Origin of the sequence: Priestia flexa, assembly GCF_021441905.1 — a bacterium.
Taxonomy (GTDB): domain Bacteria; phylum Bacillota; class Bacilli; order Bacillales; family Bacillaceae_H; genus Priestia; species Priestia flexa.
Genome location: NZ_CP090431.1, coordinates 1,640,298 through 1,662,726, shown reverse-complemented (window position 1 = coordinate 1,662,726; position 22,429 = coordinate 1,640,298). Strand labels below are relative to the sequence as shown.

25 protein-coding genes, 1 pseudogene and 1 riboswitch are annotated in these 22,429 nt (G+C 37.7%); of the genes and pseudogenes, 5 read left to right on the top strand and 21 right to left on the bottom strand.

Features of this window, described 5'->3' with window-relative positions:
- Positions 1 to 357, top strand: coding sequence for a hydroxyisourate hydrolase (uraH, locus tag LZP85_RS08425; protein WP_100347746.1), 357 nt, complete (start codon positions 1 to 3; stop codon positions 355 to 357).
- Between the two features lie 41 nt (positions 358 to 398).
- Here uraH and LZP85_RS08420 read toward each other — a convergent pair whose 3' ends face one another.
- Positions 399 to 905, bottom strand: a complete 507-nt coding sequence (locus tag LZP85_RS08420) for a GNAT family N-acetyltransferase (protein ID WP_025911101.1) — start codon at positions 903 to 905, stop codon at positions 399 to 401.
- 338 nt (positions 906 to 1,243) lie between these two features.
- Between LZP85_RS08420 and LZP85_RS08415 the strand changes: the two genes are divergently transcribed.
- Entirely contained in the window at positions 1,244 to 2,170 is a 927-nt protein-coding gene (locus LZP85_RS08415; RefSeq protein WP_206782379.1) for a PD-(D/E)XK nuclease family protein, read from the top strand.
- Between the two features lie 4 nt (positions 2,171 to 2,174).
- On the opposite strand, the gene LZP85_RS08410 is transcribed toward LZP85_RS08415, so the two are convergent.
- Complete coding sequence (locus LZP85_RS08410; RefSeq protein WP_224840165.1) at positions 2,175 to 2,975, bottom strand: HAD family hydrolase; 801 nt, start codon at positions 2,973 to 2,975, stop codon at positions 2,175 to 2,177.
- Positions 2,976 to 3,173: 198 nt separating this feature from the next.
- On the opposite strand from LZP85_RS08410, the gene LZP85_RS08405 reads away from it, so the two are divergent.
- Entirely contained in the window at positions 3,174 to 3,623 is a 450-nt protein-coding gene (locus LZP85_RS08405) for a MarR family winged helix-turn-helix transcriptional regulator (RefSeq protein WP_206782380.1), read from the top strand.
- Between the two features lie 28 nt (positions 3,624 to 3,651).
- On the opposite strand, the gene LZP85_RS08400 is transcribed toward LZP85_RS08405, so the two are convergent.
- From LZP85_RS08400 to LZP85_RS08340, 13 genes and pseudogenes are all read right to left on the bottom strand, one after another.
- Positions 3,652 to 4,086: a hypothetical protein gene (locus tag LZP85_RS08400; protein WP_206782381.1), complete on the bottom strand. Its 435-nt coding sequence runs from the start codon at positions 4,084 to 4,086 to the stop codon at positions 3,652 to 3,654.
- A 117-nt stretch (positions 4,087 to 4,203) separates the two neighbouring features.
- Entirely contained in the window at positions 4,204 to 5,292 is a 1,089-nt protein-coding gene (locus LZP85_RS08395; RefSeq protein WP_224840167.1) for a tyrosine-type recombinase/integrase, read from the bottom strand.
- A 287-nt stretch (positions 5,293 to 5,579) separates the two neighbouring features.
- Positions 5,580 to 6,773, bottom strand: a complete 1,194-nt coding sequence (locus tag LZP85_RS08390; RefSeq protein ID WP_119544041.1) for a TcaA NTF2-like domain-containing protein — start codon at positions 6,771 to 6,773, stop codon at positions 5,580 to 5,582.
- 29 nt (positions 6,774 to 6,802) lie between these two features.
- The gene (locus LZP85_RS08385) at positions 6,803 to 7,747 is read right to left on the bottom strand and encodes a TcaA NTF2-like domain-containing protein (protein ID WP_142925398.1); all 945 of its coding nucleotides are present in this window, start codon (positions 7,745 to 7,747) and stop codon (positions 6,803 to 6,805) included.
- Positions 7,748 to 7,932: 185 nt separating this feature from the next.
- Positions 7,933 to 8,505, bottom strand: coding sequence for an energy-coupled thiamine transporter ThiT (gene thiT, locus LZP85_RS08380; RefSeq protein ID WP_025911111.1), 573 nt, complete (start codon positions 8,503 to 8,505; stop codon positions 7,933 to 7,935).
- A gap of 60 nt (positions 8,506 to 8,565) precedes the next feature.
- A riboswitch (TPP riboswitch) is annotated at positions 8,566 to 8,668 on the bottom strand.
- A 67-nt stretch (positions 8,669 to 8,735) separates the two neighbouring features.
- Positions 8,736 to 9,230, bottom strand: coding sequence for a GNAT family N-acetyltransferase (locus LZP85_RS08375; protein WP_025911112.1), 495 nt, complete (start codon positions 9,228 to 9,230; stop codon positions 8,736 to 8,738).
- A gap of 96 nt (positions 9,231 to 9,326) precedes the next feature.
- The gene (locus LZP85_RS08370) at positions 9,327 to 9,905 is read right to left on the bottom strand and encodes a cysteine hydrolase family protein (RefSeq protein ID WP_025911113.1); all 579 of its coding nucleotides are present in this window, start codon (positions 9,903 to 9,905) and stop codon (positions 9,327 to 9,329) included.
- 21 nt (positions 9,906 to 9,926) lie between these two features.
- Entirely contained in the window at positions 9,927 to 10,238 is a 312-nt protein-coding gene (locus LZP85_RS08365; RefSeq protein ID WP_061784637.1) for a cupin domain-containing protein, read from the bottom strand.
- Positions 10,213 to 10,980, bottom strand: a complete 768-nt coding sequence (locus tag LZP85_RS08360) for a YqcI/YcgG family protein (protein ID WP_119544043.1) — start codon at positions 10,978 to 10,980, stop codon at positions 10,213 to 10,215. Before LZP85_RS08360 ends, LZP85_RS08365 begins: the two co-directional genes overlap by 26 nt.
- 203 nt (positions 10,981 to 11,183) lie before the next feature.
- Entirely contained in the window at positions 11,184 to 12,008 is an 825-nt protein-coding gene (locus LZP85_RS08355) for an alpha/beta fold hydrolase (protein ID WP_119544044.1), read from the bottom strand.
- 173 nt (positions 12,009 to 12,181) lie between these two features.
- Positions 12,182 to 14,614, bottom strand: a complete 2,433-nt coding sequence (parC, locus tag LZP85_RS08350; RefSeq protein ID WP_234562147.1) for a DNA topoisomerase IV subunit A — start codon at positions 14,612 to 14,614, stop codon at positions 12,182 to 12,184.
- A pseudogene (parE, locus tag LZP85_RS08345) lies at positions 14,611 to 16,586 on the bottom strand (DNA topoisomerase IV subunit B). Before parE ends, parC begins: the two are co-directional and overlap by 4 nt.
- 297 nt (positions 16,587 to 16,883) lie before the next feature.
- Entirely contained in the window at positions 16,884 to 17,306 is a 423-nt protein-coding gene (locus tag LZP85_RS08340; protein WP_242529467.1) for a CoA-binding protein, read from the bottom strand.
- A gap of 187 nt (positions 17,307 to 17,493) precedes the next feature.
- Between LZP85_RS08340 and plsY the strand changes: the two genes are divergently transcribed.
- Positions 17,494 to 18,084 carry a glycerol-3-phosphate 1-O-acyltransferase PlsY gene (plsY, locus tag LZP85_RS08335; RefSeq protein WP_061784640.1) on the top strand — a complete coding sequence of 197 codons (591 nt, stop codon included), beginning with the start codon at positions 17,494 to 17,496 and terminating at the stop codon, positions 18,082 to 18,084.
- A 370-nt stretch (positions 18,085 to 18,454) separates the two neighbouring features.
- Positions 18,455 to 18,745 carry a HesB/YadR/YfhF family protein gene (locus tag LZP85_RS08330; RefSeq protein WP_025911127.1) on the top strand — a complete coding sequence of 97 codons (291 nt, stop codon included), beginning with the start codon at positions 18,455 to 18,457 and terminating at the stop codon, positions 18,743 to 18,745.
- Between the two features lie 34 nt (positions 18,746 to 18,779).
- Here LZP85_RS08330 and LZP85_RS08325 read toward each other — a convergent pair whose 3' ends face one another.
- From LZP85_RS08325 to LZP85_RS08300, 6 genes are all read right to left on the bottom strand, one after another.
- Positions 18,780 to 19,202: an acyl-CoA thioesterase gene (locus LZP85_RS08325; RefSeq protein WP_242529468.1), complete on the bottom strand. Its 423-nt coding sequence runs from the start codon at positions 19,200 to 19,202 to the stop codon at positions 18,780 to 18,782.
- Between the two features lie 84 nt (positions 19,203 to 19,286).
- Positions 19,287 to 20,714, bottom strand: coding sequence for a phospholipase D family protein (locus LZP85_RS08320; RefSeq protein WP_025911130.1), 1,428 nt, complete (start codon positions 20,712 to 20,714; stop codon positions 19,287 to 19,289).
- Between the two features lie 100 nt (positions 20,715 to 20,814).
- Positions 20,815 to 21,060, bottom strand: coding sequence for a small acid-soluble spore protein Tlp (gene tlp / locus LZP85_RS08315; protein ID WP_025911132.1), 246 nt, complete (start codon positions 21,058 to 21,060; stop codon positions 20,815 to 20,817).
- A gap of 121 nt (positions 21,061 to 21,181) precedes the next feature.
- A complete protein-coding gene (locus LZP85_RS08310; protein WP_025911133.1) occupies positions 21,182 to 21,325 on the bottom strand; it encodes an acid-soluble spore protein N in 144 nt (47 codons plus the stop codon).
- Positions 21,326 to 21,368: 43 nt separating this feature from the next.
- Positions 21,369 to 21,512 (bottom strand): FbpB family small basic protein, encoded by a 144-nt coding sequence (locus LZP85_RS08305; protein WP_076512981.1) that lies wholly within the window; start codon positions 21,510 to 21,512, stop codon positions 21,369 to 21,371.
- A gap of 239 nt (positions 21,513 to 21,751) precedes the next feature.
- Positions 21,752 to 22,345 carry a peroxiredoxin family protein gene (locus LZP85_RS08300; protein WP_025911136.1) on the bottom strand — a complete coding sequence of 198 codons (594 nt, stop codon included), beginning with the start codon at positions 22,343 to 22,345 and terminating at the stop codon, positions 21,752 to 21,754.
- Positions 22,346 to 22,429 lie beyond the last annotated feature (84 nt).

Genomic DNA, 22,429 nt, shown 5'->3' with positions numbered 1-22,429 from the left:
ATGACCACGCTTTCGACTCATGTTTTAGATTTAGCAAGTGGAAAACCAGCTAAAGGGATAGCTGTTTCACTCTACAAACTTCAAGACGATAATGAACGGTTGTGGATTGGAGATACAATTACAAACGAAGGCGGACGAATTGACCAACCTTTTTTTAGTAACGAAACGTTCACCCCAGGCGAGTATGAGCTTTTATTTGATATCGAACCTTACTTTATAAGAGAATCAGTTCAAACGAGCACGCCTGCTTTTTTAACAAAAGTAGCGGTTAGGATTGGGCTTTCAGAAGCATTTGAGCATTATCATGTCCCTCTTCTTGTTTCTCCATGGGGATATCAAATCTACCGAGGTAGTTAAAACAAAAAGGAGCAGCGTAGACTGCTCCTTTTTGTTTTAATTTATTCAACATCTAATAATTTACTCATGATGTATTCGTCTACATATTGCCCATTAATTCGCAGCGAATGCTTTTTTGTGCCTTCAATTTGAAACCCGATTTTTTTATACAAATGAATTGCAATTACATTTTCAACTACAACTGTTAGCTCAAGGCGGTGAATTTGCTGTTCTTTTGCCCATTCTTCAAGCTGTTGAAACAACTGCAAACCAATACCCATTCCTCGATAGTCTTTTAAGATTCCCATCGACACATACGCGATGTGGGCACTTCGGTTCACCACTCCACCTACAGCCTGTAAGTAACCAACCAGTTCACCCTCTACTTCTGCTACTAAAAGCGTAGAGTTTCGCTGTTGTTTCATCATTTCAATTTGCTTTTCCTGTTGCTCTGAACTTAGCTTTCGTTCGTTTTCTTCAAAAAGCATATACTGACTTTCAGTTTCTACTTGCTTAATCATCTCAACAAATTGAGGCGCATCAGTCATCTCTATTTCACGTATCACAATTGACTCCCCTTTTTTCTATCTATCTTTCTATCTAGCATTTATTTTAAAGGAATATGAAAAGTAACGCTATTGTCTTGCTTCGAATGACTCATGTGAAGAATGTACAAAAAGACGCCCAATTGGGCGTCTTTGATGCGTTTTGAGGCGAGGACCGTATGACCACATTCATACGTTTAGCAAAAGCATATCCTTCGACTTACACAAATTAGCTCATCGCTTCTTTACTATAGCACGGTCAAAGCGGAACAGCAAGCTTTTTTTAATTCTTTCGTCATTTTTCGTTCTAAACTTTAGAGAACTTCATATGTATGCTACAAAAGGATAAGGACGTGATACTTATGCTTCTAGCGAACCCTCCTCGTTTTTCTTGGTCACTCGCTCGCCATAATCAGATGATAGAGTGCCCAAGAAAATATGCTTATCAGTACTATTTTTCCCATCATGGTTGGCTTTCTTCTTCTACTGAACTTGCAAAACAAGCCTATCGCTTAAAGAAAATAGTTACTTTGCCGCTATTAGTGGGACAAGCAGTCAAGCAAGCTATTCGGAATTATTCCTTTACCACAAACACAGAATCAATCGAAGAGCACATGACTGCAATGCGTAATTTCATTGATCAAGAACTGCGTCGTGCTTATTTGCAAACACGAGATCATGGCGACGATTGGTATCATGAACCGAACGTGTACACCATGATGCTCGAATACTACCAAAAAGGTTATTTAGCAGATTATGAAATTCAACAAACGAAAACGTCTATCGAGAGGTGTGTAACTTCTTTCTTTCGAAGTAAAACATTCAGAGAACTTCAGTCAATTGATTTAATTCAAATTCTCCCTCAAGAAGCGTTTTGCTCAGTAGAGCTCAACTCAGTCAAAGTATTTGTTTCACTTGACCTTCTCTACCATAAACCAACTACAAACGAATACATTATCGTGAATTGGCAGACGGGAAAGCAAGCACATGATCATCTGACACAGCTTGCCCTTTGCGCTTTTTATATACAGCAAACTTATAATGTACCACTGAATGTCATTCAGATTCGTAACGAATACCTTTATTCAGGAGGGAGTCACACCTATTATGTGACAGCAAAAGAAATAGATGCATTCCATCATACTATTAAAGAGAGCCTGATGAACATGCATCTATATATCGAGCACTCAGAATACAATCAACCAAAGCCACTAAGCGCTTTTCCGATGAAACAAAGTACTCGCTGTAAACAATGTGTCTACCAAGAGCTCTGTGAAAAAACAGATTAAACGATTATTCTTGATTTAAGAACTCATGTAATTCACTCAGCCTCTTAATCTCATGAAACGGTACAACTTTATCCGCTTTTTTGTCATCACGATTCACCCAGACAGAGCGTATCCCAGCTCGAGAAGCGCCAAGAATGTCCGTCATTAAATTATCACCAACCATAATCACTTCATCTTTTGATAAGTTTAACAAAGATAAAGCATGATCAAAAATCGACGGATCCGGCTTCCCTCTTCCAAATGCTCCAGAGATGACAATCTCATCGAAATAAGGAACAATTTCTGGCGTAATCTCTAGTTTTATATTCTGAAGCTGAGGCGACCCGTTTGTTAATAGCAACAGCTTATAGTTTGATTGTAGTTCATTTAACACATCAAACGTATCTTCATATACGAACGGATTACGGCGACGCTCTTTAGGGAATCGCTCTGCAAGCTCTGCACCAAATGCTTCGTCATCAATTCCAAGTGACTTTAATCCTTGCGTCCACGCATTCTTGCGATAGATCGGTACAATTTGTTTCATTTTTTGGAAGTTCTCATGTTCATCATGGAAATCTCCCCATAGCCCTTCAAATGGATTAATACCAATCATTTTTGTAAACTCGTACGTTTCGTATGTAGCATAAAGTGAAGAAGCCGCTTCGCGTACAGCTGCTTCTAACTCAATAGGATCAACATCATATTTTTCACTCGCGTACTCACACGTTGCACGGAACGCTTCCGCAACGCTTTTTTTATCCCATAACAACGTATCATCTAAGTCGAAAAAAATTGCTTTGATGTTCATTTTACCAATACTCATTCAGACACCTCTTTTATTTATTGAAAAAGTTGAACTATTCTAACACTAGATTACCTTGTTCAATTAAAGAAGTCTAGCTAAATTCGAACTCTACCTAAATGATAGCGTTATCATTTTAAAAAACCTTAGTTAGAATGTAACTGAGAGAGTAGAATGTGATATGATGAAAAGACTGAGTATGTACTTGGAGGTAAATAAATGAAATCAATGGAAGAAATGTACGGTTTTACGACTGCGAAGGTTGGAAAGCGCCTGAGTAGGCTGGTAGCTAGTTTTCTAAGACCCTACGACATAACGCCTGAACAATGGACGGTATTAAAAAAGGTATCAGAATCTGATCGAATTACTCAAAAGCAGCTAGCGATAAAAGCAGATAAAGATCAAGCTACACTCACAAAAATTTTAGATTTGTTAGAAAAAAGCGGTCACTTACAGCGTATTAGAAATCCTGAAGATCGCCGCTCTTACTATATTCAACAAACAGAAAAAGGAATGGCTTTGCAAGAGGAAATAACAGGTCCGATTGAAGACCTTTTTAAAATGCTAACAGCGGAAATTGATGAAGCTGATTTAGCTGCTTATTTTAACATACTTCAACAATTAGAAAAAAAAGCAGAATCTCTTCAAGAAGAGATTGGACATACATAAAGCAGGCATTTCACTTAAAGCGCCTGCTTTAAATACATCTTGCCATTTTTAGCACATCTTCAATTTGTCTCAGCGTTTCCATTGCTTCTTCATCTAGTGCCGTAAACTTAAACGCAATTGACTCAGCCTCTGGGTTAACGAAGGGTTCTTTGTTAGTATCCTTTCGAAACGCTGTAATGTTTTCAAGTAAATATTTAAATGGTGATGTTAAGTTACTTCTTCGAAAGCGTAAACTCACCGTTGAAGGCGTTCGTTTTTGCAACTCATTACTACCTTCGTATTGAATAGCTCCTATGTACCGATCTCCCGCTTCTCTTGATTCTTTATTCCGGTATAGCTGTACAGTTTGTGTCGTGCCGTGCCAATCAATGTACAACCCTGCGCTTTCACATAAATCATGAATGTAATGAAAAATTTCGGTCACTTCTCCGAAATGATGTTGAAGCGGATGCTTAACGCCCATTGCACTTCGCCTCCCTTTTTTAGACCATTATATTTGATGAATGAAGGGTTTATTCGAAAAAAGAAGCGAAATGAGAGAGTTTCACTTTATAAGTTTACATAATATAGTTATAGGAACCTAACGATAACCGGAATTTCGGAATGCATCATAAACCGTATCTTCTTGTAATTTTTCTAGGTAAATATTAGTCGTTGCAATGGAGGCGTGTCCAACTACTTGTTTCACCACCGATAATGGTACGTCATTCGCTAAGCTGTTCGTAATGAACGTATGACGAAACCAGTGTGGTGAAATAGACGAATTACCTTGAATCGCATAAACCGCTGTTTTGATGAGCCGATAAAGTGTTGTATACGATAATCTTTTTTTGACTCCTGTTTTGACAAATGGTTTAAGTTGAAAGAAAAGCGGCGTTTCATCCGACGGATTCAGCATCGTCGATTCTCCTAAACTTTCTCGGTAGTGAAATAGAGCATTTTGAACGTCTTTAAATACTGGAATTGTTCGCTCTTTTTTTCCTTTTCCGAACACATCTACTAACATATTGCCACGACGATCTTCACGAAAGCTTCCCCAATTCAAGCTTAATACTTCACTAGACCTCATTCCACTTAAATATAAAAGCATACCGATTAAGCGATTTCGTGCTTGGTACTCTTCTTTTAGCATGGAATGTTTTACGGTATCTTCAAGCGCTTTTACAATGAGCTCAGCTTCTCTTGTGCTTAACTCTCTGTATTCTGTTCGATTAACCTGTTTCTTTTCGCTATAATGTCCTTTTGAAACAGTAGGCTTTTCGATCCATGTTGTATAGAGCGCACTATAAAAATGGGTTTCATGACCAAACGTGAGCATCCTTCTGAAAAACTCTAGTTTTCTTGCTGCGCTTCTTTTGGCATAGGTTTGATTCATCCAATGATTAAATGCCTTCACTTCCATAAACCCAATCTCTTTTAAGGAAACGTCTAACTCTTTAAAAAAAGTCAAAACTGTTTTTAAATCTTGATTGTACGCTCGAATGGTATGCGGAGATAGCTCAGGTTTTATCATTTTAATTTTCATAAAAAGCTCAACAAACGTTCCATCGTCTGTATGACCCAACGATAGATTTTGGTTTTCATCTAGTAGATTTCCCCACTGTTCTTTTAATTGCCGAAATGACAGAGAGGATTGACTTTGTATCAATACGTTGTCATTTTTCATCATTTCCACCTTCTTTTAACTAATATCTTTTATAAGCTTCAAAATCCACCCTAAGGCGTTTTTTACATCTTGAATGTATTGGTATTAAAATCAATTTAAAACGAAAAATAAACCTATTTAAAGAGGTCGTTTTTTTAACGACTCAATAATTGTGTAAAAATATGTAATTTATTAGCGATTTTTCCGCTTTTTCTTTACTTTATCATACTAACGCAAGATAAGAAAGAGTTATCTTGCGTTAGTATGATAAAGTATTTTCTTATAAAAAAGCTCAGGTAGACTCTGAGCTTTCAATAAGATTCTAACTGAGTAATGACGAGCTTTTCATTTTCATGTACGATTGTGTACACTCGGTAATACTCTTTTTCTTCTGTATGTTCATTAATGGTAATGTTCATAACTTCTTTCGTTTTGACTTCGTAGCTATTTGCTTCTTTAGACGTCCATTCTAAAATTTCAACCGTTGTAAGATCTTCTCGTATTGTTCGATCATAGAGTGTTTTGACAAGCTGCTGTTGTTCGCTAAACAACGTGCTATCTTTTTCAAAATAATGTTGAATGCGATCAAACTCATTAAGATTAATTGCTTCTGTTAAATCACGTAAATACGTTTCCGTAAACGAACGAACAACCGAAGCGTCTACTTCTGTAACCTTGTTCAAATCTACATCATTATCTTCCAAAGGCAAAGTTACTGGCACATCCTCTTGAACTTCGTTAATCCGCTCTGAACTCTTTGCCAAAACACCAAATTCTCCAGAATCATCTTTAAATAGTAAGATTTTTTCTTGATTACCATGTTCATCTTCAATAGTCGTTTCTTTGTTAAACGAAACTGCTTCGTTAGGCGTTATTTTTTTCAGATATTCTAAATACTCATCTGACGAAATATCTAACGGTTTTTGACGATACGTCATTTCGTCCCATTCATTTAACTTCCAACCATCTTTTCCGTATTTCATATTCAAGTAAATAGTTGTACCTCCGTTCCCTTTTTCGTCCAGTGGCTGAATAGCTGAGATTGAAAATTGACCGGGGCGGTTGTTAATCACTTTAAAACGTACGGTTGTCGCTAGATTTGGAATAGACTGCTCATCACATTGACAGTAATAAGAAGTGGCGATTGTTTTTAGTTTCGTAGCAACTAATGAACTCGTAGCAAATTCTTTGAGCCTAGGGCTTAGCAATTGAAAATCTGCTGGTTTCTCTTCACTGTCCCATCCCTCTTGTTTACCTAAGGTATCAAATGTTTGGATAACATTTTTCAACGAATCTGTAGCAAGCTGTTTGGCTTCTTCATTTGTCACAACGGGAAGAGAAGAACTCTTTTGTGTCTCATTAGCAGACTCATCGACATCAACCAGAACGGTAGCTTCTGATTCAGGCTCTTTTGGTGTCGGAGCCGGAGCAGACTTTGTCTCACTACATGCTGACAGCACAAGCCACAGGGAACAAATTATGGCCACCATATATAGATTTCCCATTTGAATCCCCCTTTTTTCTTTTATCTTGTTTAACTTTCAAACGTGGACAGCTCAAATGCGCCTGCAGGAATCATCCATTTAGACTCAGAAGCCTTTTCTAAATGATGAATAACAAAAAGAGAATTTGCTTTTAGGGTCACGACAATTGTTCCTTTATTTCCATTATTGTCCGTATCGTAATGAATAACAGCTTGGTTATGTTTAAAAATTATGTTTTCTGCTTCTACTGTAGCTACTTCTACTGAATTTGGTGGCTTATAGGCATGAATCTTCACCGTAGCCTCTGAGCTAGAAGAAGCATAAAACTCTACGATTGGAGCACCTTTTAAGTCAGAATTGGCAGTGGACCATTTACCGTTATATTCATTTAAGCTAGCTGCTCTTGTAATAGCTGGTGCATTTGACTTCGTTTCTTCTGCTTTATCCATTGTATACGGCTCTACGCTTTTAATTCGCAATGTACCTTGATCGCTTATTAGCGTATACAATTGATTAATACTCTTTGTATAATCCTTTTTATTAGGTTGATGGATGGTGACCTCTTCAAACGTTTGTAAATTTATTTGATTTTTCTCAGCTTCATACCAGTTCACAACTTGAAACGTCTTTAGTTCTTGACGAATTCCTTGCTCCGAAAAATTATCAATTTTCATTACTTGCTGTTTATAAAACTCACTATCTTCTATTATATATGTCTGAATTGACTTAGCTGATTTATGAAGGATTCCATCATGTAAAGCCTTGAAGTAGCTATTCATAAACTGCGAGATTATTTTTTCATCTATTGTATCTGAAATATCATATCTGTACTGGTTTTCAACAACATCTTTCTTTGCTTCTTGATCATGACTTTCTATCTCTCCTGCAATCATCAAGTCCGTATCGACTTCAGTTGCTTTTTGAGCTTTTTGCTGACATCCTGCGAGTAAAAGGGATGTTGCAATCGTCATGTAAAGGAGATTACGTTTGTTCATTAACATGATTCCTTCCTACAAAAAATGGTATGTATATTCTTCCAACAAACAGACCTAGTATACCATTCTACAAAAAAACCCTCAACCCTTTCATAAAAAGAACAAAAACACTGAAAACATGTAAATTGGTTTAAAAACGCAAAAAACCTATAGGATGTTACTCCTATAGGTTTCATTCCTTTTATTTATGATGCGCGATTTAATACCACTCTTGCAGCAGACGGAATTAATACGGCTAAAATGATTAGGCAAGCAATCATGGATCCCACCATTGCTAGTCCATTCATCGTAAATGAATACCATAATGCAGATACTCCTTTTGGTGCATAAGAGCCCCAAAAAATAATCCCTGCAACAAAGTGCCAAAAATAGCGAGCAACGCTGCCGATAACAATTGCTAAAATAATAAATGTAAATGCTTTTGTTCGATTGTTAGTAGCTAAGTTCTGCTTAATAGCACCAGACAATAGCCCTGCTAGACCAATGAATGCAAATGCAATAAAATATTCGATAAATGCTTGTAGAGGTGTTAATACATAAGCAGTACCCGTGACAACTTGTAGCAATCCCCACAAAAATCCAGCTACCACGCCTGATTTAAATCCCCATCGAAAGCAAATAATGAAGATTGGTACCATGGAAAATGATATGGACACGGCAGGTGCAATTGTAATTGATGGCAATATATCAATTATCATTGCTAGAGCTGCAAAGATTGCCACTTCAATTTTCGCTTGTAAAGACATTCCTTTGTTCATCGTCTTTTCACTCCTGTTGTAAAATCATTAGTATTCAACGACAAACACAGGAGGCAGCACAAGCTGCACGCTCCACACTCCCTACGCTAGCATTAACTAACAGGTTCAAAGGGTCAGAACAATTGGTTCACTCTCAGCCATTCAGGCTCCCCCTGTGGTACGTTGATATGTATTATTAGAACGCTTTCTATTATAACATAATTCTCAAACAAGATACTATTTAATTTCACTTAAAGAATCAGTTGATAAAACAGAACATCTTGCCATTGATTGAACTTCCATCCTACTTCTTTAAATTCCCCACAAAAGGTAAATCCAAACTGTTCATGCATTTTAATACTTTTATCGTTTCCTTTTGTAATACCAGAAATAACAACGTGATGATTTAACTCTTTTGCTTGTACTAGAATAGCTTCCATTAACCTTTTACCAATTCCAAATCCTTGGTGAGCTTCATCTACATAAACGGAGAGTTCAACTGTTCGAATATATGCTTCTTTATCACGGTAGGAAGACAAAGATGCGTATCCAGCTACTTCACCATTTCGTTCAGCAACAAGCAGTGGAAACAGTTGACTTTGGTCGTGAGATTCAAACCAGCTTTTACGTTGCCCAATTGTTACAGGAGTTAAGTCAAATGTTGCTGCGCTTTGGCGTACTGACTGATTATAAATAGCCACCATTGTAGGTAAGTCTTCTGCTAAAGCTTTTCTAATTACTGTCATGATGTATCGTGCTCCTTTTTCAAAATGATGTTTCTATTGTACTTGTTTTTGTCAGAATAATCTACACAAAAAAAACTGATGCAAAAGCATCAGGCCTCATTTTATATATTGATAGGATTGCAGTACGCGTAGGGCTTCGGATGTTGAAGTAACCGTTGCAAATTCATTGTGAAGAGATGATAAGCTTAAGCGATGAACATCTTCTGCTGCAAAAGTTGTTTCACCGTCATATGATAACAGATTGAAACACGCAGTTGCATCGTGGATGACGTAAGTGCGATAACCTAAGTTTCCTGCCATGCGTGCCGTTGTAGAGACGCAATGGTTCGTTGTTAAACCTACTAGTATAAGCGTATCGTATCCGTTTTCCTTTAGATAGTTATCCAGTTCTGTTCCTATAAAACAGCTATTTTTATGCTTTCGAATTAAGTATTCATCACCAACAGGACCGAAACCTTCTTTGAAACGGAACCCTTCCGTCCCTGGAAAAAGAGGAGATGTTTCGCTTTTTGAAGCATGCTGGACATGAATAACCGGAAACTGCTGTCTCCTCCAAGCTTGTAAAAGAGTGAGCATATTATCTTCTGCATGAATATTATTACGAGTTCCCCAAGCATCTTGTTCAAAACCTTTTTGTACATCTATTATGATTAAAACAGGGTTTGATTGAATCATTCCAGTCATCAACTTCTTTCATCAAAATTTTAAAATGGAGATTACATACGTACAACCATTCACATCAGCTTTTGACGCATGCTTTGTGTGTTTTGGTAAATAAATACGATCTCCCGCTTCGCACCGAGTTGTTTCTCCCTCAACTGTAAAATAAATAGATCCTTTAATAATATGAAGAATCTCGTCGGTAGGGTGAGTATGACTTGGGTGTTCCTGCCCTGCAACATCATGTTGAACCTCTACATAACCGGTATGTTTTGGAAGTAGTTCATGTATAACTTCTTCAAGACCACCGCCAATTCCTTTTTTAATAAAGGCTTTTTTTAACTCCATCTCTTTCACTCCTTTTTAGCTTGAATGGACATTCTGTTGGGAACGAGTTGTTAACATCTCGCAAGAAATACTGCTTCCATTCATGATTTTCTTGATCTCCATACCATCCTAGATGAGGATGCGCTTCAACTTTGTCGTAATCTTCAAGTCGATTCCGAACCGTTTTTTGAACTTGCTGTCCCATTTTTGTATGAGGAGTCATTCCCTCAAACACCCATCTAGGCTGAAATGTAATCATGAAACTGCTGCTCTTTCGGCTTTTTCGTAATTCATGTACAGGCGTATTACAGACAACAAATATTGGCTCACCTTCAAAACAAAACTCCCATAGAGGATCGTTAGGGTTTTTGGGGATTTCTTCGGGCCAAGGCTTTCCATCAATTCGATGTAAAAATGTGAGCGTATCCCAAAACATCGTTTCATACTGAGTCATCGTACGTTTTTTATGTTCAGGCTCAAAGAACACAACAAATGATGTATAGCGACCTAATGTGCGAAAGCATGACATATATTCTTTAAGTGCATCTGCACAGAGCCTGATATCTTTATAATTATATGGTGAAGACACAAACGCAAAGCGCAGCAAATCTTTTTTTAATCCCTCTACTCCTAAAATGCAGGGGAAAGGGTTCTCTTCAGAAAGCATGTCTTGACTAAAATCACTAAAAACCGCTTTTCCCCATTCAGGAACAATAGGCGAATCCATAATTTCCTTGCTATTGAATAGCTTTTTATTTCCCATTAAAACCCTCCTTACAGATTTCCACCATATATTTTTATTAGAAACAGGGACGCTTTATGTTCGTTTTCCTTGTATTTTCCAAATTCACAAACGACCGGAATAGGAAATAAGTAAACTTTTAGAAAGAAAGGCTTTTGGTAGGAATTCCACCGATTTGCCTATAGAAGACCGTTTATCACCATAATTTTATATCCTCGTTGCAGTCAACCTCTTTTCGCAGCAGAATAAACAATGTCTTTTAAGGTTTCAGTAAACTTTTTTTGTTCATCGTAAAAAAGGCCGTGACCGCTCTTTTCAAAAGGAATTAACGTTGAACCCTCAATTCCTTTATGCATGGCTTCAGCTAAAGGAAACGGACAAATTTGATCTTTCTTTCCGTGTAAAATATACGCTTTTACAAAAATTTGACTCAAGTCTTCACGGAGATCTTCATCACGCAGTGACTTTGCTGTTTTAATCGTTCCGTGACCCGAAGCTTCTAGACCTAGTAATTGAAACCAATCTCTAAAAGAAGAGCTAATTTTTGAATTAAAAAATTTCTGGCCAAAATCGGCGAGCATAGCTGGTCGATCTTGATACGTCGCTTGAATGATGCTATCTACTTCTCCCTTAGAAAGTCCATAAGGAAAACCGTCTCTTTTAATAAAGCTAGGGGCAGCTGCACCAGCTAGAATCAGTTTGTTCACACCAAACCCTAAATGTCTACTCATATACCGCAAGGCGATTGCTCCTCCCATTGAAAAACCAACTAACGTTAGAACTGAAAGTTGTAAGGCGTGAATAACTGCTCGAACATCGTCGGCTAATGAGTTATATGTATAGCCTTTGAACGGTCGACTTGATTTTCCAAACCCGCGTAAGTCTATTGCAATGCAGCGAATCCCATGTTTCGGAAGCTCATTAAACTGATATTCAAACATTTTATGATTAACTGGCCAGCCGTGAAGAAACAGTATAGGCATTCCACTTCCAATGTCTTCAACATATATTTTCGTACCCTTTTGATCAACGGTAAGGTAATATCCCATAAAAATACACTTCCTTTCATTATGCCTACTTTATTTTTATGTTGATATTCTCTATTCATGTTGATATTTTCTTAGCTGCTATTTTTTATTTATATTGATTATCTAGAACATAGTTTATATAGAATTTATATAAACTAAAAAGAACGCTGCAAAACAGCGCTCTTTTTAGTTTATTATTTTGTTTTTTTTTCAATCCACATATCAATAACGTCCCCGGATTCCGCTTGATCGATTGCAAATGAACCGTTGCTATAGCGATCGCTTGGTCGCATTGACGCTGGATCAATGCGCTCTGTTTGATTTTTCTCAGACTGTATCACAACCTCATCTTCCTTCGTGACAATCTTCACTTTTGTAATTTGATGAGGATTTGCTTTTAATTCACGAACCATTACTAATCCACGTTTCGCTCGAGATGACTGCTCAAATTCTGTCATTTTTGTTTTCTTAATAGCACCTCGGTGCGTTGTAATAAATAAATCTGTTTCCTTCACTTTTTCTTCACTAAAAACAGCTCCGCTAACGACATAATCATTTTCTTTCAAATTGATTCCTTTTACACCTGCAGCGCGCGTTCCAACAACATTGACTTCCTCTTCAGCAAACCATAAGCCGTATCCTTGGCGAGTGGCAATAAAGACCTGCTGCTTGCCATTTGTTACGTACACATCAACTACTTCGTCATTACCTTTTACATTCACAGCGACTAGAGCTTTAGAATAACGTTGCGCCTTATACTGTAGCAACTCAGATTTTTTAATCATGCCGTTTTTCGTAAAGAATAATAAATAGTAATCTTCTTTAAACTCTTTAATTGGAATGGCTTTCACAATATGGTCGTCTTTATCAATTGGAACAATGTTCATGATATGCTGCCCCATATCCTTCCATCTAATATCAGGAAGTTCATGTACAGGGAGATATAAATAGTTTCCTTTTCTTGTGAAAATTAAGAGCGTTTCTGTTGTATTAATTTCTAACTTTGAAAGAATACGATCCGTGTCCTTCATACCAAAATCCTGTCCATTCGAAGCTGAATATGAGCGTAAGCTTGTGCGTTTGACATAGCCATCCTTTGTGACCGTCACAATGACATCTTCAGAAGGAACCATAACTTCTAGGTTAATTTTAATTTCTTCAATCTCCGCTTCAATCTTTGCACGGCGCTCGTCACCATACTGCTTTTTCACGCGGCGAAGATCTTTTTTAATAACGTTAAAAAGCTTTTTTTCACTTGCTAGAATGGCCTCTAGCTCTGTAATCTTTTCTGTAAGCTCTTTTGACTCCTGTTCTAACGCTGTAATATCAGTATTTGTTAAGCGATATAGCTGTAAGGAAACGATTGCTTCTGCCTGCTTTTCTGTAAAGTCAAATTGCGTGATTAAGTTATCTTTCGCATTTCGCTTGTCTTTTGACGCTCGAATTGTGGCAATTACTTCATCTAAGATGGATAAAGCTTTAATTAAACCTGCAACAATGTGTTCGCGTTCCTTCGCTTTTGTTAATTCATATTTCGACCGATTGGTTACGACTTCACGCTGGTGCTCAATATAAGCATCCAAAATGTTTGGTAGATTCATTAACTTCGGTCGTTTCTTTGAAATAGCTACCATATTAAAGCTGTAAGGCACTTGTAAATCAGTATTTTTATATAAATAGTGTAAGACACCTTGTGCATTAGCATCTTTCTTTAATTCAATGACAATTCGCAGACCTGTGCGATCGGTTTCATCACGAACTTCTGCAATGCCTTCTACTTTGCGATCAATGCGAAGCTCATCCATTTTTTTAACAAGGTTTGCTTTATTCACCTCAAACGGAATTTCTGTAATCACAATTTGTTGCTTTCCGCCGCGCACATCTTCAATTTCTGCTTTTCCGCGAATGATTATTTTCCCTTTACCTGTTTCGTAAGCTTTTTTGATTCCATCAATGCCTTGTATAATACCCCCAGTTGGAAAATCTGGACCATTAATGACGGTCATTAGCTCCTCCACTGAGCTTGATGGGTTATCAATTCGCATGATCGTTGCGTCAATGACTTCTCCAAGATGGTGAGGTGGAATTTCAGTAGCATACCCGGCAGAAATTCCAGTTGAGCCATTTACAAGTAGACTCGGGAACATGGCTGGGAGCACCGTCGGCTCTTCGCTAGTGTCGTCAAAGTTAGGAACAAACTCTACCGTTTGTTTGTCAATATCACGTAATAACTCAGATGCTATTGCTGATAAACGTGCTTCCGTATAACGCATTGCTGCCGGTGGATCACCGTCAATACTACCGTTGTTCCCGTGCATTTCAACAAGTACGTTTCGTACTTTCCAATCTTGACTCATACGCACCATCGCATCATAAACCGAGGAATCTCCATGCGGGTGATAGTTACCGATTACGTTACCAACTGTCTTTGCTGATTTACGAAACCCTTTTTCAGCCGTGTTTCCTTCCACATGCATTGCATACAAGATGCGGCGCTGTACCGGCTTTAATCCGTCTCTTGCATCGGGTAGCGCGCGCTCTTGAATAATATATTTACTATATCGTCCAAAGCGGTCGCCAATTACATCCTCAAGAGGTAAATCTAAAAATCGTTCTGTTTGTGTCATTGTACATCCTCCTCTGCGACCGTTACTACATTTTCGTTATCTAAAATATTTGGATCTTCTTCTAGTCCAAACGCTACGTTACTTTCAATCCATTTTCGTCTTGGTTCTACCTTATCCCCCATTAGCGTAGTAACACGACGATCTGCTCGGGCTGCGTCATCAATGCGCACACGAATAAGCGTTCTTGTATCAGGATTCATAGTGGTTTCCCATAGCTGATCTGCATTCATTTCTCCTAAACCTTTATAACGCTGAATCATATAGCCTTTGCCAACTTTTTTTATCGCCCCTTGTAATTCTTCATCACTCCAAGCATATTCTAGAACTTCTTTCTTTCCAGTTCCTTTGCTTACTTTATACAGAGGTGGAAGGGCAATAAATACTTTTCCTGCTTCAACTAATGGTTTCATATAGCGATAGAAGAATGTTAAAAGTAGTACTTGGATGTGAGCTCCATCTGTATCGGCATCGGTCATAATGACGATTTTGTCATAGTTAATATCATCCACTTCAAATTCAGCTCCAACACCGCCGCCAATTGCGTGAATAATCGTACTAATCTCTTCGTTTTTAAAAATGTCTTGAAGCTTCGCTTTTTCAGTATTAATAACTTTACCTCTCAAAGGCAGTACAGCCTGAAAACGACGGTCACGACCTTGTTTAGCAGAACCACCAGCAGAGTCTCCCTCAACTAAATATAGCTCATTTTTTTGTGGATTACGTGATTGTGCAGGTGTTAACTTACCGCTTAGAACCGTTTCTTGACGCTTTCTTTTTTACCGTTACGTGCGTCTTCTCTTGCTTTTCTCGCAGCTTCTCTTGCTTGAGCAGCTTTAATGGCTTTTTTTACAAGCAGCGAGCTTACGTCTGGATTTTCCTCTAAAAAATACGCTAACTTTTCGGAAACAACAGCATCTACAGATGAACGTGCCTCACTTGTCCCGAGCTTCCCTTTTGTTTGACCTTCAAATTGAAGAAGTTCTTCTGGGATACGAACAGAAACAATCGCACCTAATCCTTCACGTATGTCCGTCCCTTCAAGGTTTTTATCTTTTTCTTTTAGAAGATTTACTTTTCTTGCATATTCGTTAAACGCACGCGTCATCGCCGTTTTTGCTCCGGATTCGTGCGTTCCACCGTCTTTTGTACGAACGTTATTAACAAAGGATAAAATCGTCTCTGAATAACCATCGTTAAATTGAAACGCAAATTCTACTTCAATATTATTCTGAAAACCTTCAAAAGAAACAACTGGATGCAGCGTATCTTTTTCTTCATTTAAATATGTAACAAAAGCTTCAATTCCCGTTTCATAGTGAAACACTTCGTGCTGATTATGTCTCTTATCAATTAGTTCAATTTTAAAACCTTTTAACAAGAACGCCGATTCACGTAAGCGTTCGCTTAATGTATCAAAGTTATAAACAGTTGCTGAGAAAATGGATGGATCCGGCTTAAAATGAATGGTCGTTCCTGTTTTTCTCGTTGTTCCCTTTTTCTCTAACGTTGTAACGGGTTTTCCGCCGTTTTCAAAGCGTTGTTCATAGATGGTACCATCGCGGTAAATTGTAACCGTTAACCATTCAGATAACGCATTTACAACCGATGCACCTACACCATGTAAACCACCGCTTGTTTTATAGCCACCTTGCCCAAACTTACCTCCAGCATGAAGTACTGTTAAGATAACTTCAGGTGTAGGTTTTCCTAATTTATGCATACCGGTCGGCATTCCGCGCCCTTTATCCTGCACTGAAATGGAATTATCTTGGTGAATGGTTACAATGATTTCTTCACCATATCCTGCTAACGCCTCATCAACCGAGTTATCGACAATTTCATAAACTAAATGGTGAAGCCCTCTTGTATCTGTGCTTCCTATATACATTCCTGGTCGTTTACGAACAGCATCTAATCCTTCTAATACTTGAATTGCATCTTCGTTATAATTAAATTTTTGCTTTTGAGCCATTCATACATACCCCTTCCATACAAACACACTTTCCTCATTATGTAGAAGACAGCAGTGCGCTGCCTTTTATATGTTTATCTTTACTTGTTCGTGTTTCATCCGCTCAGTAAGAACATACGTTTCTATTTTAGCACACTTAAACGATTTTAGCACATATTTCCGTATTATAAAAGCTTATATAGCTCTATCCCTTGATTATAGATGACCTTTGAAGCGTTGTCTAACAGTCATTTGATCGAAGATATGAAAAACCCATGCTTCCATTCACGCATGGGTTTTTCATATCCTATCAAAGATTTATTTCGTTAACGCATGTTCCACTTTAATACAACGATCCATAACAACCGTATAGCCTTTACCTGCTAAAAGTTCATATGCCTCTTCATTTATTAGTCCTAGCTGAGCCCAATAAATATCCGCATCAATTTCTAAGAACTCTTTCGCAACATCTAATAAATGCTCAGATCTTCTGAACACGTTTACAATATCAACATGCCCCTCAACATCTGTTAATGATTTTACGGCTTTTACACCTAATACTTCATCGACTAATGGGTTAACTGGTATAATTTCATAACCAGCTTTTTGCATAGCTTCTGAAACCATATACGACGTTCGTTCTGGATTATCTGATAGCCCTACTACTGCAATTCGCTTACTATCTTTTAGAATCTTTCCTAATTCTTCACGTGATGGAATTTGAACTGTCACACTTTTCATCTCCTTTTATGCTTAAACGTTCGATGTATAAAATAAATTTCCTGCATATGTTACCCGTTTTTTAGTATTTTGTAAACATTTCCTTCAAACTTACAGAAAAAAAGACTCTGCTGAAAAACTATGTATGGTGTTTTTGCTATCTCATGGTAAAATAGATACGATATATAGATAAAGGAGCTTTTGTCAAATGGATTATCTATTACCTATTCTGGCCTATATCATCGGCTCTATTCCCTTTGGACTAGTTGTTGGAAAATGGGGATATGGCATCGATATACGTGAACATGGGAGCGGAAACCTAGGAGGGACCAACAGCTTTCGAACGCTAGGAGTAAAAGCAGGTATCCTTGTAACGCTGGGAGACATTTTAAAAGGAACGTTTGCTGCTTCATTAGCTGTTTTGTTTCATTCAGGACTTCATCCTCTTTTCGTCGGTTTATTCGCCGTTATTGGACATACATATCCGCTATTTGCGAAGTTTAAAGGTGGCAAAGCCGTTGCCACATCTGCAGGTGTTTTATTATTTTATGAGCCTCTTTTATTTTTAACATTGCTTGCTTGCTTCTTCATTTGCTTATACATCACCAAGTATGTATCGCTATCCTCAATGATTGCAGGTATCATTGCATTTATTTATACACTATTTACAGGCGAACTAATTTTAATCATCATTGTTGGATTCTTGGCTTCTTTTGTCATTTATCGCCACCGCGCGAATCTTGGTCGAATTCGTCAAGGGACGGAACCAAAAGTTACGTTTTTCTCAAAAAAGAAATGAAGGTAAAAATCCTTCATTTCTTTTATTTTCATCGTTGTAAGCGAATACATTTATATTTTTTTAGCTATACTGACAGTAGGAGGTGATTGAGATGAAGCCGAGCCGCTGTCCAATGTGTAAGCGTGAAAAAAAGATTCATAAACAAACGCAAAGCAGTCGTTATTGCATTCATTGCTGGGAAACAATTGAGAAGCCCTATGAATTTAAATGAAGAAGGTAGTCAAAGTGGTTATTTAGAACATTGTTTACTTTATAACTCCTTTGACTATCTTTTTTACCCTTCCACGTTCATCCAATTGTATTAATGGTAATTTTAGCTTTTTTCTACTATAATAAGAAAGGAAACCTAGTGATGGAAGGAGCACACACAATGAAATTAAACGTAACAGAACAAGCTGCCCAATGGTACAAAGATGAAATGATGTTAGAAGGCAATGAACATTTGCGCTTTTTCGTTCGCTACGGTGGTTGTAGTAATGTTCAAAAAGGATTCTCGCTTGGTATTAATAAAGACCAGCCGTCCAATATCGGTGTCAAAGCTGAAGTTAATGGTTTAACATTCTTTGTAGAAGAAGAAGATCTTTGGTATTTCGATGGTCATGATTTAAAAGTTGTCTTTAATGAAGAGGCAAGTGAACCTGAATTTATTTACGAAGCATAATAAAAAAAGCATCGACTATACATCGATGCTTTTTTTACTCTTTGCCTTTTTTAGCGTTTTCATAAGCTGCATGCCATTCCGGCAACTGCTTTCGAATGGAAATCGGCTTGAAGTTTTCTTTTTTCACGCAAACATGCGAAGAAGTTCCAGTTAGAGCAATACTTCCATCTGGCGTTATAATTTCATATCCATACACAACGCGCAAGCCATCATAATAATCAAGCCACGTTTGAATTTTAGCTGTTTCTCCGTAATGAAGTGGCTTTTTATAGGAAACGTTAATGTCAATGACTGGTGATAAAATACCGTCTTTCTCCATTTCAGCATAATTAAAGCCCAAATCTCGAATAAACTGCGTACGCCCTAATTCCATCCACACTAAGTAGTTTGCATGATACACTACGCCCATTTGGTCCGTTTCACTATAGCGTACATCAATTTCTTTTATTGAAATCATGATTTTATTTCCTCCTACATCGCAATCATACCGGTACTATATTACCACAAATTGGTGTAGTTTCACTACTTATCGGCTCGCGTTTTAATACGTTGTGAAACTAAGCATCTTCTGGATACGATACAGCAATGTTTGAAAAATGGTCATTTTATTTTCATATTTTTCATACGGAAGAGTATAGGTTGCATCTTCGTTTCCCCATAAGCGTGTAAAATATTTATTCATTTCTTCCGAGATATCTTCGTCAGACCCTGCGGTAATTTTAATATTGGTTTCTAAATTCAAGTCATCTAAATTACGCTTTGTAAAATTGGCTGATCCCCCAATGATCGTACTCTGGTCCTTTCCGCGAACAAATAGAGTTTTTGGATGATACTGTTCTTTGTCTGTGTTATACCATCGTACTTGTATTTTATTGCTTGAATCATCTAATAGCTCAGCAGCTACAGGGCGATTCGGAAGGCCAATTTTTTCTTGTCCAAAAGCATTGACGTTCGGGTCTAAAACAAGTCGGACTTTAGCTCCTTTATTTGACGATTGTACTAGCTTTTCTACAACTTTGCGATCAGCAAGATAAAACATACCTAGCCATACTTCATCCCCTGATTCTACTTGATCCAGTGTATTGAGGATTTCTTTATACACTTTTCCTTCCGTTAATAGCTGTACACCAATGTCACCGCTCGGAGCTTTTTCATAGCTCAGCTTCGGGATTTGTACATCGCTCGAAAAATCGACAACTGCTTTTTCTGTTTTAACAATCTCACCAATGATATCTCCCTGCACTTCAAAAGCCATATTGGAATGATGACCACTTGCATCGTGAGGGTTGGCTGATGAAATAACGGCTGTCTTATCAGTAGCTACAACTTTCCGATGGTTAGCTTTTACATTAAAAAGCTTTAAATAGGACCTCGCCGTAATTTTCGGTGCATTCTCACCAAATGGGTTGGCAAGCCATCCTTCTCCAGATTGTCCAAACCACTGTAAAAAACTTCTCCAAACGCTTGAGTATAGAGGGTTGGAGTCTCTAAGCTTTGTAACATCTGTCTCAACAACCTTAATCCCCGCTCGTTTTAATGATTCTAGCCACTCTGATTCATGTGAACCATACGTGGTATTTACCTCATCGGTAATGAAATAGATGTCTACGTTTGGTTGCTCCTTTTTCTTTTCAATTAACTTTCTCGCTAGCGTATCGCTAATAGGTGGATAGGTTTCACCTTGGTCATAGTAGCCGTTAAATAAGAACATATCCATAACGATAAAGTTTTCTGCATTGTCAATCGCTTCAAAAATCCGCCGAAAAATTTGCTGCTCGCTTTTAACTTCATCACCGCTTTGATAAGTTAAGTCATATAACAGCGATACGTCCTTTACGTAGTGTACGTTTCCTTCGTATGAAACGCCTTCAGGTAGCGGCTTATATGTATGATAGCATGCGACAATTGTCAGTAATAATATAAGTGCAAGCATGAGATATGTTGCTTTTTTTGTTAATAGGCGCCCCACCAGTTCTCCTCCTCATAAGTAGTATCAGCTGTTTATTCCCTTTCCTTGTTCATTAGAAACATAAAAGAAACATAAAGGCCAATTCTGGCCTTTATGTTTCTTAGTTAGTCGAATTAGGATATCCTTCTTCACGAGCTTTAGATTCGTCTTGAATTTCATTGCGCATTGCCTCTATACTTACTTCTCGATTATGATTTTTTTGCTCAATTTTCGCACGCTCTTCTCCAGTCGCTCGCGTCATTGTAGCCTCAGCTTTTTCGATATTATCAATCGTGTTTTGAACCATTGATTGTAAGCGTTCTACGTTGTTGCTACGATCATCTGGGTTTGGTTTACTCCATGTCATAGTAAAATCCTCCTTTAAAATCCTTTTTTCGTACATCTCTAGTATGCAGCGGTTTTTTCTTTGTATAAGTGGAAAATAACACCCTTTTAAAACACAAAAAAAGTCGCTGTTCAGCGACTTTTTATTCTCCCTTTGTTTGAATAACCTGAGGGTGTTTTCCAGATTTATCTTGCATTTTCTTGCCATTGTTACCACCGGCTTCTCGCGGCTGAGTGCCAATGTGGTCAGGTACAAAACGTTTGGCGAATTTCTTCGGATTTCCCATGTTAACCCCTCCTTGCTGTTACTGTAACCAGTTTCAGAAGGAACTATTCAGCCTTTTCAAGCATACGTTTTTCTAGACGCTCTTCAATCGCAAGCTCAATTCGCTCGATCTCTTGTTGGTCTTCTAACAACTTGCTTTTATTCTCTCTTACTAACTCTTCAAACGTGCGTTTATTTACTCTTCTCATCTTTATCACCTATCCTTTTTAATTTTTGAAAAGTCTGAAAAATAACTATACAATAAATTACTATTATTTTTGCCATAATCCTTCACATTAAACCTAAAAAATTCAAAATGCTCCAAATTTGATCATTTTTTTGTTAAAACACGTAGCTTTTTCTAAAGTAAAGATCGATTTTTGAGCATACTTTCTATACGAACATGCCTATGAAAAGGTTTCATTTTATTCACAAAAAAAAGCAGCCATTATGAGCTGCTTTCAGACGCAAAGGTCTCCATTTGTTCTAGCGTCATTGGTCCGTTAATACGCTTAACAATTTTACCTTTTTCATTAATAAAGTATGAAGTTGGGATTGTCATCACACGATATGCTTTCGTAGCTACCTCATCTTTTTCATCTAGAAGCACTTGAAACGATAGTTTGTTTTCTTTTAAAAAGGTTGAAACACTTTGTTTACTACCTTCAGACGACGTTAAATTTACAGCTAGGATATGAACTTCCTTTCCTGATGTGTCGTGAAACTGCTGCATAGCTGGCATTTCTTCTTTACAAGGAGGGCACCACGTAGCCCAAAAATTTAAGATAATCTTTTTCCCTTTAAAGTCTGATAGCTGAACTGATTTACCTTGTGTATCCTTTAACGTAAACGGAGGAGCTTGATCTCCAGGTTCTAAACCATACGGCTCTCCATTTGCTACTTCAGCTTGTCCTTCTTTTATGTTCAAGTCTTCATACGATGATAACTTTTCTCCTTCATCATCTTTTGGTGCTAAAGCTTGCCACGCTGCAAAGCTTGCAAAGCCTACCAGTAAAAGTGTTGCTATAACTTTTTTTAGCATTATGCTTACTCCTTTCAGCCAGCTTCTATGAAATTACAGACCCTTTTTCTTTATATATGTACAAGAACATGCAAAATCATCCTA